Source organism: Tunturibacter empetritectus (genome assembly GCF_040358985.1).
GTDB lineage: Bacteria > Acidobacteriota > Terriglobia > Terriglobales > Acidobacteriaceae > Edaphobacter > Edaphobacter empetritectus.
This window is the reverse complement of record NZ_CP132932.1, coordinates 1,774,699-1,790,192: the sequence shown is the minus strand read 5'-3', so window position 1 is coordinate 1,790,192 and position 15,494 is coordinate 1,774,699. Positions and strand designations below refer to the sequence as shown.

The following is a 15,494-nucleotide window of genomic DNA, read 5'->3' as shown; positions in this document are numbered from 1 at the left end:
CGCAACTAAACCATCAACGCCAACGGTGCCCGCAACACCAGCCGATAAACGTAGGTAGTGCCCCCAACCTCCGACTCCGAAGCCGACTCAATCTCCATCAGCACGTCGTCGATCAACACTCCGAACGCCGTAGCAAACAAGACATTTGCAGCCGAATATCCCATCGATCCTACCAGCAAATTCACAGCCGTAGCCGAAACCACAAGCTCGCTCTTAGCCGCCTTACCATTGGCCATCGTGGCCCTGGCCTTCCGGAACACCACCGGCTCCAGCGCAACATCCTGAAACGTTGGCACCGCCAATCCCAGCTGCTCGGTTGTGTCACCCGAACTTGCCGGTGCTGGCATCCGTAGAAAAACAGCACGCCCACCGCAGCTCCGCAACAACACGTCCGCAGTCCGCTGCGCCCTTATCGATGCATCTCCCAGCTCTCCCATCGCCTCACCCAAGCCTCTCTGCAACATAGGGCTTCAGCAGCATCTGCACCTGTGGGTCGATCAGCGAGCTGCTGAAGTACTGCATCCACATCGTGTCCATCTTGGTCTGCTTTACATTCGTTCCCGGCGTCGCCTGCGCATTCTTCACAATCTGCACGCATGCCACCTTCACCGCATCTGGCACCGTCACCAGCCCCGAAGTGTAGGTCACCTCAACCTCGTTGTAGTCGATCCCCAGAAAGTTCCTGGGAAACGTAAGCTCGGCCGTCGCCGCATCCACATCGACCGTCGTCACATCCAGCGCACTCCAGCTTCCCGGCACGCTGAACGCCCACGCAATCTGCTCGTGAAACGGATCGGGCAACTCACCCCTACGTGGCCTCGCAAACCGAACCCGCACACCTACCAGCGCCGAAGCAGCTCCAACCGCAGCCGCCAGCGGACGATAGCTCAGCCGCACCGTCTGCGCGCCAGCAGTTAATCGCATTCGCTCCACATACTGCGTTACCAGCAGACTCGGCCGCCGGCAATAAGACTCCATCAGAGCCGAAGCCATCGTCACCCAGTCATCCGTAGTCTCTGCCGTTAGACCGTACTGCACGTACTCCGTCGGCAACAAATAGCCCATCGCATTCCTCTCTCAAAAAGCAACAGGGACCGGCACAAATAGCACCGGTCCCCCGGTAGTTATCAATCAAAACCAGCTAAAACAGGAAGCTCTAAGCTCTAGCGGTCAACCAGAACCTGATAGTGCGCATAGTTAGCGCCCTTCACCACCACGCCGCCAAACTTCACAACCACGTACTGCGAAGCCAGCGAGCCGGGAACGCCGAGTTGGAAGATGCGGGGATTCGGATCGCTCAACCAGTGGTACTCGATCAAGTCCTCGGTCACGATGTAAGCCGGAAGCACAGCCGAACCGGAACCAGGAGTACCGGTGTAGCTCAGCGTCCACTCAGGAATAAGCGGAATATCGCCGGCCTGGGTCGAAAGCGTCTTTACGCTAAAACCAGCAGCGATCTCCTTGCTCTGTAGAACCACGTTGAACTCTGACTTCATCTCGCGATCGATCAGATCAAGCAGCACAGGGTTGGCATAGATCGCCGTAGGACGAACGCCAAACGAGCTGTTCGAAACCATCTGGGCAATCGTCGACTTGAAGCCATCGACAATGCTCTGATTGGTACCGATCGAAACCGTGTTGCCGCCTGAAGCAATCTGCGCGCCCGCGCCAAAGTACTGCACAGTCGTAGGCGAACTCAGGCTGGTATCGCTGCCGTTCCACAAAGCAACATCATGCGTGCGCAGAACGCCGTCAACGGTATCGGCAAGGTCCTTCGCCTGCAGATAAGCAAACTGGCTCTGCTGCTGGCCAAGCTCGATATCGAACAGGTTGTAGTTGATCTGTGCCACCAGAGCCTTCAGTGGAACACTTCGCTCCACGCGAGTCGGGCTCACCAGCGGCGCAACGATATTGCGCGGATCGACAAATCCTGCCGAAGCCGAAGGCGACGGAATCGCAGTCTCTTCAAAGTAGCGTGAAGGATGGCCGGTTGCAGGAACCTGCTTGATTCGGCGGCCAAAGATCCCACGCCGCTGAACCAGGTCCAGAATCTCTGTCTGATACAACGGAACTTCAATCGCGCCAGGTCCAATGAAATCTGCAGCGCCATTAATATCGGTAAACTTCGCGTTCATCTTTCTCCCTTTCAAAACAAAAAAGGCGCAGCCAAAGCCACGCCATCTATAAACCCCATAACTGGCGCGTAGCGCGTCAGCCTCGATGGCAGATCGCGCCGTGCGCGCAGCACGCACTTGCCGTTGCTTGTTCTTAGCCCAGCAAGCCAGACCGCATCAACTGAGCCTTCACCGCAATCCTCTGCTCCACGCTCAAACTCACCAGCGCAGCATCGACAGCCCCAGCCTCCATCGTCTCTACCGTCACTCCCTGCTTCGCCAGTAGGTTCACCATGGACACAGGAAGAGTCTTCCGTCCATGTGTAACCTCAGCAGGCACAGAAGCAGCGGCGGCCTTCAGCTCAGCAATCTGAGCCTCCGCAGCAGCCAACTTCTCCTCCAGCTCTGCCTCACGCTGTCTCACGACAGTTGCGACGATCCGGCCAATCGAAGCCTCGGCATCCACGGCAAAGTCGTTATGCCGCTGTGCCAGCCTCTCGACCGCCTGCTCCAGCAAACCAGCCGCGTCAGCCAGACGTTCCACCGTGCTTCCCAGCTCCATCTCCAGTTCCATCTCCATGCTCTTTCGCCTTTCTCTTCGGTTAATCAGTCCACCCACTGAATCTCGTCTTAGGCCGCAACCGTCGTCTGGCCATTCTGCACGTTCAGAATCGCTACCACGGCCGAGACCACATTCGCGATATAGGTGCTATCGGCCGTGATGCCAGCCTTTGCCAGCAGCGCAGTTACCGACTGTTCGGTCAGCAGAAGAACCTCCGAAAGCTTCTGCGCCCCCGTGCCGCTCTGCGCGCCGGAGGCCGCATACTTCTGCTCCACCAGCAGCACCGCCGTCTGGATCAGCGAAGTAGCATCAGCCACCTCATTCGCAATCGGAGCCGCAACCGGAAACAGAAGCCCAACCAGCTTCTCTACTGGAACCGCATACTCCACCGCCCACTTCAGCCCCTTCGCAAAGCCCTTCCCAATCGTCTCCATCACGCTAACAAAACTCATCGTTCCCCCATTCGTTTAGGCGCCGAAGGCGGTCTGCCTCGATGGCAGATCGCGCCGTGCGCGCAGCACGCACTTGTCTTTGCTTGATAAACTACCGAGCTACAGCCACCCGTCGTCCAGCCGAAGCCGGCCGCTTCACCCGAAAGCTCGTACTCCGGTAAGCCGCCTTCTCCCGCAGCAGAATCGCTGCCCCGGTAAAGGTCGCGCGAGTCAGAGTCCAAACCTGCGCCCGCATATCCGCCACATGCGCATCCGCCAGCTCATAGCTCATCCCCATCAGGTTCGACGCGAGCCCGCTCCCCTGGATCTTCGCCTCCATCTCCGGAAAGTCCCGCGCAAACAAGTAGCCCGCAACCATCAGCTTCTGTCCATCCAACTCAGCGGCTGTAATGATGCCGCACTTCTGCCGCGCATCATGTCCATCCCACCCCGCCTTGTAGTCGACAGCCATTCCCAGCAGACTCGGCAGCGCAGCCTCCGCAGCCGCATGCGTCAGCACCACCCGGTGCCCCTTCGCACCACTGGGTGCCTTATCGCTCGCCACATCCACCAGCGTCAACACCCCTTCAAACGGCAAACGGTTCGGATGTCCGTGCACTACCGGAAACTCCACCGCCATCGCCCGCATCTCCAGGCCCGCCGCACCCTGCAAACCATCCCGTCTGCCTGCAAGCTCCGACCATCCAGCAAGCCCAGCACTTCGCCGATGAAGCCCCTCCGAGTGTCCCATTGCACCTCCTGAAATTTTTTCTTCGCGCAACCACCACACCGCTGCCTTGCCCCGCGAAAGTGCACGGCTGCCTTTTTTCTCAACCAGCACCCTCAGCAGAGACACGCCCCCACGTTATCCCGCACCTCAAAATTCATAATGGTCTAATAACGGTTACAAATGAATTCCGCCGAATTGCGATCAGTTACAAATACACCACGGAACAACCCCGACCACCCAGGAACCCTCTACTTCTTCTCCGGCTCGCGAGTCATCTTCTCCAGCAGCTTCTGCACAGCGCTCTTTCCGCGCCGCTTCGTCGTCTCCTGTATCTCGCCCCTGTCCAGGCCCCCCAGATTAGCCAGCATCTTTGCGTGCGCAATGCTGCCCTTCTTGGCCTCCTCCACAAATCGCTCCACAATCTCCGGCAGCGCCTCCGCCACCCGAGCCCGCGTAAACGTTCTGCAGAACTTCGGCCGCGGACCCTTCACCGCCGCTCCATCTGCCCCTGCCGCTTTCTCTCCCGCCCCCTGAACTCCACCATCCCCGTCCAGCCCCTGTCGCACAAACCTGCCCGCCACCCGCTTCCGTTCCACTTGGGTCTCCTCCCAAAAGCAAACGGGAGAGCAGCCCTCAGGCCCTCTCCCGTTTCAATTCTTTACTACCTTTCCAGAATAGCAGTTGGACCATAACTAATACGCCAACTTTTCAGCACAAATAATCACCATCGAAACAATGACTTACCCTCGCCAGGTCACTTTCTGCCTCTTGACAACTTTTTCCTCACTTCCCAAATCGGTACAGATCAACTCGCCAGAAAAGTAAACGGGAGAGCAGCCGCCAGGCGCTCTCCCGTCTCAATTTTTTACCTATTACCAGAGTAGCATCTGGCGCATAACTAATACGCCAACTTCAAGACAGAAATAACAGCAATTGAAACAGTTGTTTACGCCTTACAGGATAGTTCCAGCCTCTTGACAAGCCTTCGCAGGCTCCAGAAGTTTCCGTTCCAGGAAGATCTCCGTCAGCTCATCCAGCGCATCCGCATACTGCCGGTGCACCGACCTCAGGCTCAACCCCAGCAGCCCCGCCGTCTCCGCCTGCGTAAACTCCTGCAGTGCGATCCGTCGGATCAAATGTTGTTGTCCTTCGTCGAGCTTTTTGAGACATGTCTCCACGTCGCACACGAAGATCACCACATCCTCAAAGCTGTGCACTCGGTAGCTCGTCACCTTCCCGCGAAACATCTCGCGGCCCAGCAACGATGGCGCCCTTCCCGCCTCCATCGACAGCCTCACATACCGTCGCAGCATCCCCTCCGTATACTTCCGGTAGAACGCCAGCTCCGGAGCCGTCTTTTTCGGTTCCACAACCTCCGGCAGCGTCTTCTTACGAGAAGGCGCAGCCGTAGCCCACACCACCGGCAAAATCACCAGAGCTGCACTCATCGCGCACCTCCAGCAACCGCCGCAGTGCAGCCAACACTGCGTACCACCCCGCTACGCCCATGCCGACGCTTTCTTCCTCCAGCATGCTTGCCTCGCGGAGCCGGAAACTCTGCCAGTCGCCCAGCACATCCCCGGCAGTACACACCGTCAGAGCCCGTACGAAGCCAAAGCGCCCCGCACCCTTCACATACCTTCAAATCCATGCGCAAGTAGTTCACTTTGTTCCCTTTCAAGGCGTACTTCTCCCTCGGACGAGCCTCAATTTTTTACAACGGTCGAGTGGGCTCGCCTAAGCTGCTATGGAACGCCGTTCGCTTCGCCGCTTCGCTCTCCTGGCTCCATCGGACAAACGACAACATTCATCTATGTGTTGCTTCAGTTCAGTGTCGTACCTTGGGAAAAATCGATCACCCTGTCCCCCCACCCACACCTCTCCGATCGCGGTCCAGCTCCTCCGCCCCCAGCTAAGGGTCATCAGCCGCTCTACCACTCCGGTTCCGTATTGGGGAAGTGTCAAGGTTATAGCTTTTGACAAAACTACTGTCAATTGCGATTTTTCCTCAGGATATGTCTTCGCGTATATCCCTCGTTAGCAGTAGTTTGAAGTCGAAACTTATTGCGTCAAGTGAATATTTCGCTTTATATTCGCCTTGTCCAATGATATGGTTCGCCGAGGGTTACCCTCCATTATGAACTTTCAAGACCTTCACGAACTCCTGCGCCTTGAACTCCTTCGACGCATCGACCGAGGACTCCTCACCGGAACCCGCCTCGCCCAACAGGCCGGTTTCCAGCAAGCCCACATCTCTAACTTCCTCAACCGTAAACGTGCTCTCTCCCTCGAAGGCCTCGACCGCGTCCTCGCCTCGCAGAAGCTCTCCATCGAGCACATCCTTCCCCTCGATCTAAACGCCTCCACCTCCGCTCCCGCTTCCACCGAAAACAGCGATCCCATCGAGACCATACCCGTCGTCTCGCCTTCGGCCGCGATGGACGACGCACGCATCCTTCCCGCCTCCATCATCGAAACCATCCAGGTCTCTGCCTCCCGCCTTCAGGACAACCGCGCCCGCCCCTCTACCAAATACGCCAACTGGCAGCGCTTTCTCGCCATCCGCGCCGACGCCCAACAATCCGCCGCAATGGATCCACTCCTCTCCCCCGGAGCCATCGCTGTCCTCGATCGCCACTACAACTCACTCGCCCCCTACCGCGCCCACCAGCCCACGCTCTACGCCGTCCGCACCGGAGCCGCTCTTCTGCTGCGTTTTGTAGACTTCGACGAGGGTCGTCTTATCCTCCGCCCTTACTCCCGCGACTTCCCCGTGCAACTCCTGCCTCTGGCTTCGCACGAAACCCCGGCCGACTACCTCGTAGGCCGCGTCTGTCTCATCTTCTCCGAGCTGTGATGCTTGGCTGCAAGCACCCAGGCGCCGCAGGCGCGTCAGCCTCGATGGCAGATCGCGCCGTGCGCGCAGCACGCAGTTGTCTGTTCTTGCCGTCATCCTGAGCGCAGCGAAGGATCCCGAGGCTCTCGACCGTCCACCGCCCTCACGGCCCTTTCAACCATCATCCGTCGAGACAAGTGTCACCAAAGTTGATGACATTCATTTCATTACTTGCTTCGAAACATAGCGGGTGCCCCATCCATCGCGTTTTTGCGATGGGTGGAAAGGTACATCTCCCCAGCCAACAGCTGCCCGTCTCCCCGGCCGTATCAAACTCCAGTGTTACCCTGTCCCAAGCGATGAACCTCCGCATAGCAGCCATCCGCTCCGGCACTGACCCCGTCCGAAAGCTCACCATCGGCTCCTTCCAGCACTGGCTCGAAGCGCCCCTCACCTGCCCAAAGTGCGACGTCACCTACCTTCTCGCCGTCGACTGGGATCAGTCCTCCGACCGCTGGTTCCCCGAAACGTCCAGGCCTCTCATCACTCTTCTCAGGAAGGCGATCCACATGGGCCACACCACCAGTCACCGCGTCACGCACTTCGAAACCGAAGGCGTCATCGTCGAAAGCATTGTCGAAAGCATCACTCCGCCTTCGTGACGCAGAAGTCACCCGCCGACCAACGGGAGGATGAGGCGAAGCCGGTATACACCCCACGAAGTGGGCGCTGCCCGCGTAGGGCGAACTCAAATCTTCATCAGTTGTCGTTATCAGAAAAACCCAACCCCCAACCGCAATCAGCCGTCTCCCATCACCGGGACACACACCAACCGCGAAATCCCCGCAGAGCGCCCCTTGCGGCTCCCGGGGACAACCAGCCTAAGCTACCGCCAGCTCATACTCTTCCGCGCTGATCACCGCGCTGATATCGGTCACCGAACCAACACTGGTCACGCCCACTACAGGCTTCTTCCAATCGCCCAGCGAACGGCTCAGCATCGATGCTGCGCAACCCTCGCCGCAAAGTATCGTGATATCCCGGCTCCGCGCCAACTCCGCATCCCACGGCATAAATGTAACCCCGTGCGACGTAACCTTGGCCAAAACCCAATGATTGCTGGTCTTCTTCTGGACCCCGCAAACGCATGTGTAAATCGTAATTGCAGCCATATAACTCTCCTCTACGTTCCGCTGTTCCCGCGAACTGTGTGCTACATCTTGCATAGTTGCATTTGGCCTGCCAATGACGCTGAAACGCCCGTCTTTCTTTGTTTTCAACGCCGCTTCCAGATCTCATCACCACTTTTGCGATACCGCCGAGTGCCCAGGATCGCAAAATGTAGGAAAACATTTTCCACTCTCGCATTCGAAGGGTAATTTCTTCGGAAACAGAGCAGAACATACCATCTGATGCGGAAAAACCATCCCGCGGCCCACAAAAGCAACCACAAGCGAAGAATTAACGAAATACCACCTTCGTGCCACTCCCAGACCGTGTCAACGCTCTACCTAATCCCACGAATCATAGCGTTCTCAAATACTTAAGTTTATACTTGACAATTAGGCGATCACTATTCAATAGTAAAGCTGTAACTTAACTATTCTCTTTCCCGAGGTGGAACTCATGGAAAACTCAACAGTCATTCACAACACATTTCAAATCGAACGGAAGCTGAAGGCTTCCCCGGAGCGAGTCTTTGCAGCATTTGCCGACGAGGCCATCAAACGCCGCTGGTTCTTTGGCGGGAGCCCTCACTCGGTTGAGCACTACGAGCTCGACTTCAAAGTGGGAGGCAGGGAGCGCACGCAGAAGAAAATGGAGCCGGGCACCCCAGTCTCCGGCAAGACCCTGGTCAACGAAACCGTCTATGAGGACATCGTCCCGGCGCGGCGAATCGTGACAGCTTACCGGATGAGCTTTGACGGCAAGCCGTTCTCCGCGTCCCTGGCTACCATCGAGTTAGTGCCGGCTGGCTCGGGCACTGATCTCGTATTCACTCATCAGGGTGCCTACTTCGAAGGAGCTGACGGCCCAGAGATGCGCAAGGGCGGATGGGAGTCATTGCTGGATAAGCTGGTGAAAGAGCTTGGCGAGGCAGCTTGAAACCTGAAGACGAGCCGGCAGTGAGCGGGACCAGGGCGCGGAAGATGAATCGGAAGGAACACAATATCGACCGCGTCTTCCAGGCGCTTGGCGACGCGACGCGGCGTGCGATGCTCGAGCGCTTGAGCCCCGGCCCCATGTCGGTGTCGCTGCTGGCCGAGCCCTTCAACATGTCGCTCGCCGCCGTAGTGCAGCATCTGCAGGTGTTGGAAGAAGCAGGCCTCGTAAAGACCGAGAAACTTGGCCGCGTGCGCAGCTGCCGTGTCGAGGCCGCGGGCCTGCACGCTGCCGAACAGTGGCTCCGCGCTCGCCGTCCCGAATGGGATCTCAAGCTCGATCGATTGGCTGAGATCCTAGATGAATCAGATGAATCAGATGAATCGGATAAGCGACAACCAGACTAAGGCATGGAGCAGAACCGCTACCGTTGCAGAACCTGAATCAGCTCAATGCTGAAAGAGCCACTCGTCGCACCCTGCTCCGGGTCTACCCTCAGCTGCCTCAGGACACCGGACCACTTCGCGACCGAAGACATATCCACATCGTAAGCATGGAACCCCGCCGACTCCGGATACAACCGGACAGGTTCGCCCACTTCAGAGAGACAAGTGAAGGACACATTCAGCGAAAATTAAGCATGCAATGCTACCTTCTTCATGCTGTAGATCCAATGCATTTGGTTATTCCTTCAGTGCATCGAATCCAGCCCGGAGATGGAGATATATAGATGCGAACGATGCGAATGGTTGTAATGTCAATGGCGATGCTGCTGCCCGCCGGTCTCCTGCCCGCCATGGCCCAGACAAAGTGGGACGTGACAAAAACATGGCACATCGGCGGAGAGGGCTCAATGGACTATCTCACGGTTGATCCTCAGACACACCGCTTGTTTGTCCCCCGCGGTACCCACACGATGGTGATTGATGCAGACTCAGGCAAGGTGCTGGGCGATATTCCAGGGCAGAAAAATGCGCATGGCGTGGCGATTGTCCCTTCGCTGGGGCGCGGGTTCATCACGGACGGCGGCGGAGAGGGTGCTATCGTGATCTTCGATCTGAAGACCTATGCCGTGCTCGGCACGCTGGCCACGGTGCCCGATTCCGACGGCATTATTTATGACGCTGGACTTGGGCGCATCCTGGCTGTCTCAGGGGACAAGGGCGTGCTGATGTCGTTCAAACCGGATATCGATCCGAAGAGCGGCAAAATTGATCCGCCGATCGAACTGGGCGGAGCGCCCGAATTTCTCGCCTCCGATGGAACCGGAAAGATCTACATCAATCTGGAGGACAAGGACGTCGTCGCAGAGGTTGACCTGCAGACAAAGAAGGTCATCGCGCGCTGGCCCGTTACCCCCGGCGGCCACCCTGTGGGGATGGCGTTGGACAAGAAGACCCACCGCTTGTTTATTGGCTGCCGCAAGCCGCAGAAGATGATCGTCATGAGCACTGAAGACGGCAAGGTTCTCTCAGATCTGCCCATCGGAGCGGGCGTCGACGCGACTGCGTTCGAGGCGGGGCAGGCCTTCGCAAGCTGCCGCGACGGCTCCCTGGTGGTCGCTGGAGAGAGATCGGGAAAATTTGAGGTCGAGCAAATCGTGAAGACGCCCTATGGAGCGAAGACGCTGGCCATCGATCCGACCAGCCACAAGATCTATCTCCCAACGATGGAGTTTGAAGAGCTCAAGCCTGGAGCGGCTTCGGGGCGTCCGAAGGCGAAGCCCGGGAGCTTCATGATCGTTGAGGTCGGGCGCAATGCGACGCAGTAGATAACCCGAAGCCGGCCAACCGATAGCTCCGGTTGGTCGGCAACTCGGAAGTTGCATGTGACAAAAGCGACGGTCGATTAGTAGAGGCAAGTCGGCTTATAGCGACCAAACAGGATTAGCTTGATAAACACGCAAAGTGGATGTGCTGATGTGTTTACGGGCAGGTCAGTGTCAGCCGCTGCAGCGAGCCCTCCGTCCACCCGGACCCATCGGTCAGCAGATGCGTGAAGTAGACGTAAAACTGCTTGCCCAGAATGTGCGGATCGTCGCCCAATCCAACCGCAGTCGGATAAGCCGCAATCGGGCCATACACGCCAAGCAACGTAGGAACGGTCCAATGCAAAGCATCAACAGATTCCGCGTATCCAAACTGCGTGTCGTTGGAGATCAGCATCACATAGCGCTTCAGCTCGCTGTTGTAGTGGATATCCAGATATCCCTGATAGGCGGAGCTTGGAATCAGGTCCGTCGACGCTCCTCCAATCGCCGGCTGCAGATCCCACTGCCCCTCATAGAACTTCTCAAAGGCAACCGTATGCGGATGCGCCAGTTCGGTCGCCGAGCTCAACTCCGGCTGCACCGGCGAACGCGCCGTTCCGAAGGCAGCAGCCAGCACCGCAGCCACCGGGGCACGCGCCACCGAGACATTCGTCGTCGTCGACGCCCCGCCAGCATTGGTAACGTGCAGCGAGCCATTGGCCAGCCAGTCCGGAAAGTACAAGTAAAAGTACTTGCCATCCGGCGAGAGCACCAGCGGCCCGTCGCCGATCTCATAGCCGTCAAGCCCAACCGCGTAAGCCTGGTTCAACCGGATGATCTCGCCAAGGTCGGTCCAGTGCTGCCCATTATCAGAGGACGCCGCGAGTCCCAGCGCAGCGTACAACGCATCTTTGGGTAACTCCGCGTGGTACGTCGCTAAAAGATGTCCCGGCCCAGCCAGCTCCGAAGGCACCTGATAGACCGGGCCTCCCCCAATGTAGCCATAGCTCGAATAGTTCGGGTTCACCGCGGAGTTGGGATTGGGCGAGACGCCGACATCCAGCGGATCGCCCGAGCCAAGCGGCTTGTCGAGCGTGCCCACCGTCGTAACCACCGACCCTGCCTTATTGTTGCCGACCCACTTCCCCTGCCACATCTGACGCGCATGATATCCCCCATCGCTGGCAAAGAACTCGTAGCCGGTATCGGTCTTGATCACGCCCAGCGGCGTATCGGGCCATGCAAAACCGTTGTAGATGTCCGTGATCGGCGGTTGTGCCTTTCGCCCGGCCGCGAGACGTTCCGCCGGCGTGGCGACCACCACCTGCCCGGTCACCTTCGGCTGGCAGACCGCCGAGAGCGTTTGGGCAGCTAGCTCCCTGGACGAGAGACCTGCCAAGGACAGACTAAACAGGCTTACTAACAAGGCAAAAGTGAAGAACCGCATTCGGAGGAGCATAGATATCCTTGGATTGGATTTCGTGAGGATCATCAGGTCTTTCTTGCAGCGACTCTTTTCCCAAGAGACAACCATCGACCCTCTCTACAAAAAAACACAGCAGCCAAACGAATGTCGTGCAGTGTGCTGATGAATTGTCTGTAATTTCTCTCGATGTCTCCTCGCCGCTACCGTCGCAGAATCTGAATCAGCTCGATGCTGAAGGAGCCGCTGGACGCACCCTGCTCCGGGTCTACCCTCAGCTGTCTCAGGACGCCGGACCACTTCGCGACCGAAGCCATATCCACATCGTAAGTATTGAACCCCCGCCGCCGCCGGGCACACCAGAAGGGTTAGTCCATCATCACGCCGACCCAATCACAAAGAACTCCCGACAAAAGAATCTTGGAAGCCGTACGCTACTCAGTAGCAGGCGATCCGAACCAGGTAGTCAGCGCGTCAGCCAGACCCACCTGCGTTAGGTCTCCCACCCAGGCCACATATCCGTCGGGCCGAACCAGGACAGCGGTAGGGGCCGTGACCGCCCCGATCGCAGGAAGCTCCCACGGACCAGCGAACAGGGCGTCGATCAATGAAACGCGATCTGCCCATGGAGCGATGTCGAAGCCGCCAGATTCACCAAGGTTGAGCAGCAAGGGTCGAGCATCGTGCAGTAGGGCGAAGACGCGCTGCGGGCCCTTGGCGGTCACCAGGTCGAGATCGGGCATGCGGCGTCCGAGCAACGGGTGTCCCTCCCCAAAGTCGTACCGAATATCCAGGCCTGTCATCATGGCAGCGTACCGCTTGCGCGGCTCGTCCATCTTGAGCAACTCGGAAACGGCCTTCCATGCAGCCTGCGAGCGGTCATCCCGGCGCATAAGGGCGACCTGCGCCAGCGAGTTCTGCAGAACCTTGGCACCCACCGGGTGGCGCTCGGCCTCGTAGGTATCTAACAGCCACTCCGGCGACATCGCCTGAATCACCTGTGCCAGCTTCCATCCCAGGTTCACAGCATCCTGAACGCCGACATTGAGGCCCTGTCCGCCAGCCGGGTAATGCACGTGCGCGGCGTCGCCCGCCAGTAGCACCCGCCCCTTGCGGTACGTCTCTGCCTGACGCGCCGCGTCGGTGAACCGTGTGATCCAGACCGGACTGTGAACCCCGTAGTCCGTCCCATACACCCTGATGAGTCCTTCGCTGAGATCGCGAAGGGTCGGCTCGCTGGTGCCCCCCAGTTCTCTCTCAGTCACGAAAGCTCTCACCAGACCCGCCTCATCCAGCTTGCTCAGCGCGTGCAGACCAACGGCGTCGTACCGTACGCCCCATTCCGGCTCCTCGGCCAACTCGACCTCGGCGAGCAGGTGGCTGATCGTCGGATCCCAACCAGGGAATGCGATGCCGGCTGCTTTACGAACCACGCTGCGTCCGCCGTCGCACCCGACGAGATATTGGGCCCGCAGCAACTGACCGTCTGCCAACGCGACGTCGACGCCGGTCGGATCCTGCGCGAAGCCCGTCACCTCGCGCCCGCGATAGATCGGTATGGCCAGCTCTTCGATCCAGCCTGCCAGAATGCGTTCGAAGTGCTTCTGCCACAGCGCGAGCCCGTGGTTGTACCGGGTCGGCAGATCGCTCATGTCGAGGGAGATGTGAGCGAACCCCGCGGTCTGCATCGCCTTGCCCTCCGCGAGGAAGCGATCCGCGATCCCGCGCTGATCGAGAACCTCGATAGTGCGAGCGTGCAGGCCACCCGCACGCGAGCCGACTAACTCCGAGTCGGTGCGCCGTTCGACAATGGCGACGTCGACACCCGCCAATGCCAACTCGCCCGCCAACATCATCCCCGTCGGACCCCCTCCGGCAATCACCACCTCATGTTTCATCCCAGGACCCCTTGGCTGCGGTATCTATCTTCAACAAACGTCTGCTGAACCTACCGCATCTTGGAGCGAAATACAGTCTGTTTTATGTTGTTCCGAGTTGCTATCCTGGAAGCAGAGAGGATGAGGATCGCACTTGCGATTCGGCTCGAAATGGAGCGCCCTCTTTCCGCTCTCCGAGGCATCCCCTGGATAACCAGGCAAACTCCGATGTTCTGTACTGGGCCTCGCGAAGTTCAGGGTCAGTCCCCATGGTCAGCAACCATAAGTCGCCCTCTGGGAAGTAACTCCATACCTTGATAAACTCAACAAATGCTCTCAAGGCTTTATGCAAAGTGGATGTACTCCTGGGAGACAGCCCTCACCACCCGCGACACAAACCGCATCGTCCGCCCCCTCGAGTGGGGCTTCGACTGGCTCGAGGACTTCAGCCCCTTAGCCCGTGCAGCCAACCCGCACCTCGCCAACCCGCACCTCGATAGCACTCCCCTCACCGACACACCCGTCGCAGAGGACTTCGCCCGAATGACCGCCGTCAACCGCGACATCGTCGCCCGCGCCGACGAGTTCTTCGGCTACGAAACCCCCACCGACTTCCGCCTCGAGCGCCGTCACCCCCAGCTCTACCCCACCAACGTCCGCCCCGAAACCCTCGAAGAGGACGCCGAACTCCGCCGCCAGGCCGAAACCGGCGAGATCGAAGAGGCCGACTTCCTCCGCTTCACCTCGCCCATCCGCAGCCTCTACCCCGAAAACGATCAGGTCAACGCCCGCTGGTATCCCGCCCACGCAGACACGCAAAAGGGCAAGCCCAAACAGGCCATGATCGTCATGCCCCAGTGGAACGCCGACGCCTTCTCCCACAACGCCCTCTGCACCCTCTTCAACAGCTTCGGCATCTCCTGCCTGCGCCTCTCCAAGCCCTACCACGACGTCCGCCGCCCAGCCGAACTCGAGCGCTCCGACTACGCAGTCAGCTCCAACGTAGGCCGCACCACCGAGGCCTGCCGTCAGGCCGTCGTCGACATCCGCAGCTGCATCGATTGGCTCGAATCCCAGGGCTACGAGCACTTCGGCGTCCTCGGCACCAGCCTCGGCAGCTGCTACGCCTTCATCGCCGCCGCCTTCGACCAGCGCCTCCAGGTCTGCGCCTTCAACCACGCCTCCACCTGGTTTGGAGACGTCGTCTGGGCCGGCCAAAGCACCCGCCACATCCGCGCAGCCTTCGAGCAGGCAGGACTCACCCAGGATCAGGTCCGCGAGATCTTCTCCATCGTCAGCCCCATGTCCTACATGGACCGCTTCGCCGCAACACCAAAGCGAGTCCTCGTCGTCCACGCCACCTACGACCTCACCTTCCCGTTGAAGTACTCGTTAGACGTCCTCAAAAACTTCGACGCACTCAACATCGACTACGTCTCGAAGGTCCTTCCCTGCGGCCACTACACCACCGGCGAAACCCCCTACAAATACATCGACGGCTGGTACCTCGGCTCCTTCATCTACAAATCCTTCAAGCGCCTCTCACAGACAAAGACCGCAACAGCTCTCGAATCTCCCCAAACAGCGAAGGCTCAACAGGGTCGCTGAGCAGATTGGCAGCATTCATCCACTTCTCGTTACTCCAACACGCTTGCCAAAGTAGAACAC

Annotated in this window: 18 protein-coding genes; 6 read left to right on the top strand and 12 right to left on the bottom strand. The window is 58.8% G+C overall.

Annotated features, from left to right (window positions below; genetic code table 11):
• Positions 1-5: 5 nt before the first annotated feature.
• The 9 genes from RBB75_RS07535 to RBB75_RS07495 form a co-directional block, all read right to left on the bottom strand.
• Positions 6-464: a hypothetical protein gene (locus RBB75_RS07535; protein ID WP_353070051.1), complete on the bottom strand. Its 459-nt coding sequence runs from the start codon at positions 462-464 to the stop codon at positions 6-8.
• Complete coding sequence (locus RBB75_RS07530) at positions 442-1,065, bottom strand: hypothetical protein (RefSeq protein WP_353070050.1); 624 nt, start codon at positions 1,063-1,065, stop codon at positions 442-444. Before RBB75_RS07530 ends, RBB75_RS07535 begins: the two co-directional genes overlap by 23 nt.
• 98 nt (positions 1,066-1,163) lie before the next feature.
• On the bottom strand, positions 1,164-2,135 hold the full coding sequence (locus tag RBB75_RS07525) for a hypothetical protein (RefSeq protein ID WP_353070049.1): 972 nt from the start codon (positions 2,133-2,135) through the stop codon (positions 1,164-1,166).
• A gap of 133 nt (positions 2,136-2,268) precedes the next feature.
• The gene (locus RBB75_RS07520) at positions 2,269-2,694 is read right to left on the bottom strand and encodes a hypothetical protein (protein WP_353070048.1); all 426 of its coding nucleotides are present in this window, start codon (positions 2,692-2,694) and stop codon (positions 2,269-2,271) included.
• A gap of 50 nt (positions 2,695-2,744) precedes the next feature.
• The gene (locus tag RBB75_RS07515) at positions 2,745-3,128 is read right to left on the bottom strand and encodes a hypothetical protein (protein WP_179640255.1); all 384 of its coding nucleotides are present in this window, start codon (positions 3,126-3,128) and stop codon (positions 2,745-2,747) included.
• A gap of 91 nt (positions 3,129-3,219) precedes the next feature.
• Positions 3,220-3,858: a hypothetical protein gene (locus RBB75_RS07510; RefSeq protein ID WP_257031277.1), complete on the bottom strand. Its 639-nt coding sequence runs from the start codon at positions 3,856-3,858 to the stop codon at positions 3,220-3,222.
• 227 nt (positions 3,859-4,085) lie between these two features.
• Positions 4,086-4,433 (bottom strand): hypothetical protein, encoded by a 348-nt coding sequence (locus RBB75_RS07505; RefSeq protein ID WP_179640254.1) that lies wholly within the window; start codon positions 4,431-4,433, stop codon positions 4,086-4,088.
• 357 nt (positions 4,434-4,790) lie between these two features.
• Positions 4,791-5,285: a sigma-70 family RNA polymerase sigma factor gene (locus RBB75_RS07500; RefSeq protein WP_179640253.1), complete on the bottom strand. Its 495-nt coding sequence runs from the start codon at positions 5,283-5,285 to the stop codon at positions 4,791-4,793.
• Complete coding sequence (locus RBB75_RS07495; protein ID WP_179640252.1) at positions 5,227-5,472, bottom strand: hypothetical protein; 246 nt, start codon at positions 5,470-5,472, stop codon at positions 5,227-5,229. The genes RBB75_RS07500 and RBB75_RS07495 overlap by 59 nt, the downstream gene beginning before the upstream one ends.
• A gap of 502 nt (positions 5,473-5,974) precedes the next feature.
• On the opposite strand from RBB75_RS07495, the gene RBB75_RS07490 reads away from it, so the two are divergent.
• Together RBB75_RS07490 and RBB75_RS07485 are read left to right on the top strand one after the other, a co-directional pair.
• Positions 5,975-6,694, top strand: a complete 720-nt coding sequence (locus tag RBB75_RS07490; RefSeq protein WP_353070047.1) for a hypothetical protein — start codon at positions 5,975-5,977, stop codon at positions 6,692-6,694.
• Between the two features lie 338 nt (positions 6,695-7,032).
• Complete coding sequence (locus tag RBB75_RS07485; protein ID WP_353070046.1) at positions 7,033-7,335, top strand: hypothetical protein; 303 nt, start codon at positions 7,033-7,035, stop codon at positions 7,333-7,335.
• A 219-nt stretch (positions 7,336-7,554) separates the two neighbouring features.
• Here RBB75_RS07485 and RBB75_RS07480 read toward each other — a convergent pair whose 3' ends face one another.
• The gene (locus tag RBB75_RS07480) at positions 7,555-7,845 is read right to left on the bottom strand and encodes a hypothetical protein (RefSeq protein WP_179640249.1); all 291 of its coding nucleotides are present in this window, start codon (positions 7,843-7,845) and stop codon (positions 7,555-7,557) included.
• Positions 7,846-8,299: 454 nt separating this feature from the next.
• Between RBB75_RS07480 and RBB75_RS07475 the strand changes: the two genes are divergently transcribed.
• From RBB75_RS07475 to RBB75_RS07465, 3 genes are all read left to right on the top strand, one after another.
• Positions 8,300-8,779, top strand: a complete 480-nt coding sequence (locus RBB75_RS07475; RefSeq protein ID WP_353070045.1) for an SRPBCC family protein — start codon at positions 8,300-8,302, stop codon at positions 8,777-8,779.
• 44 nt (positions 8,780-8,823) lie between these two features.
• Positions 8,824-9,183 (top strand): ArsR/SmtB family transcription factor, encoded by a 360-nt coding sequence (locus RBB75_RS07470; protein ID WP_353070044.1) that lies wholly within the window; start codon positions 8,824-8,826, stop codon positions 9,181-9,183.
• A 323-nt stretch (positions 9,184-9,506) separates the two neighbouring features.
• Positions 9,507-10,547: a hypothetical protein gene (locus tag RBB75_RS07465; protein ID WP_353070043.1), complete on the top strand. Its 1,041-nt coding sequence runs from the start codon at positions 9,507-9,509 to the stop codon at positions 10,545-10,547.
• Between the two features lie 154 nt (positions 10,548-10,701).
• Here the strand turns inward: RBB75_RS07465 and RBB75_RS07460 are convergent, their stop codons facing one another.
• A complete protein-coding gene (locus RBB75_RS07460; protein ID WP_353070042.1) occupies positions 10,702-11,925 on the bottom strand; it encodes a hypothetical protein in 1,224 nt (407 codons plus the stop codon).
• A 458-nt stretch (positions 11,926-12,383) separates the two neighbouring features.
• Positions 12,384-13,847 carry an FAD-dependent monooxygenase gene (locus RBB75_RS07455; RefSeq protein ID WP_353070041.1) on the bottom strand — a complete coding sequence of 488 codons (1,464 nt, stop codon included), beginning with the start codon at positions 13,845-13,847 and terminating at the stop codon, positions 12,384-12,386.
• Between the two features lie 309 nt (positions 13,848-14,156).
• Between RBB75_RS07455 and RBB75_RS07450 the strand changes: the two genes are divergently transcribed.
• Positions 14,157-15,434 (top strand): alpha/beta hydrolase family protein, encoded by a 1,278-nt coding sequence (locus RBB75_RS07450; RefSeq protein ID WP_353070040.1) that lies wholly within the window; start codon positions 14,157-14,159, stop codon positions 15,432-15,434.
• The last annotated feature ends 60 nt before the right edge of the window (positions 15,435-15,494 follow it).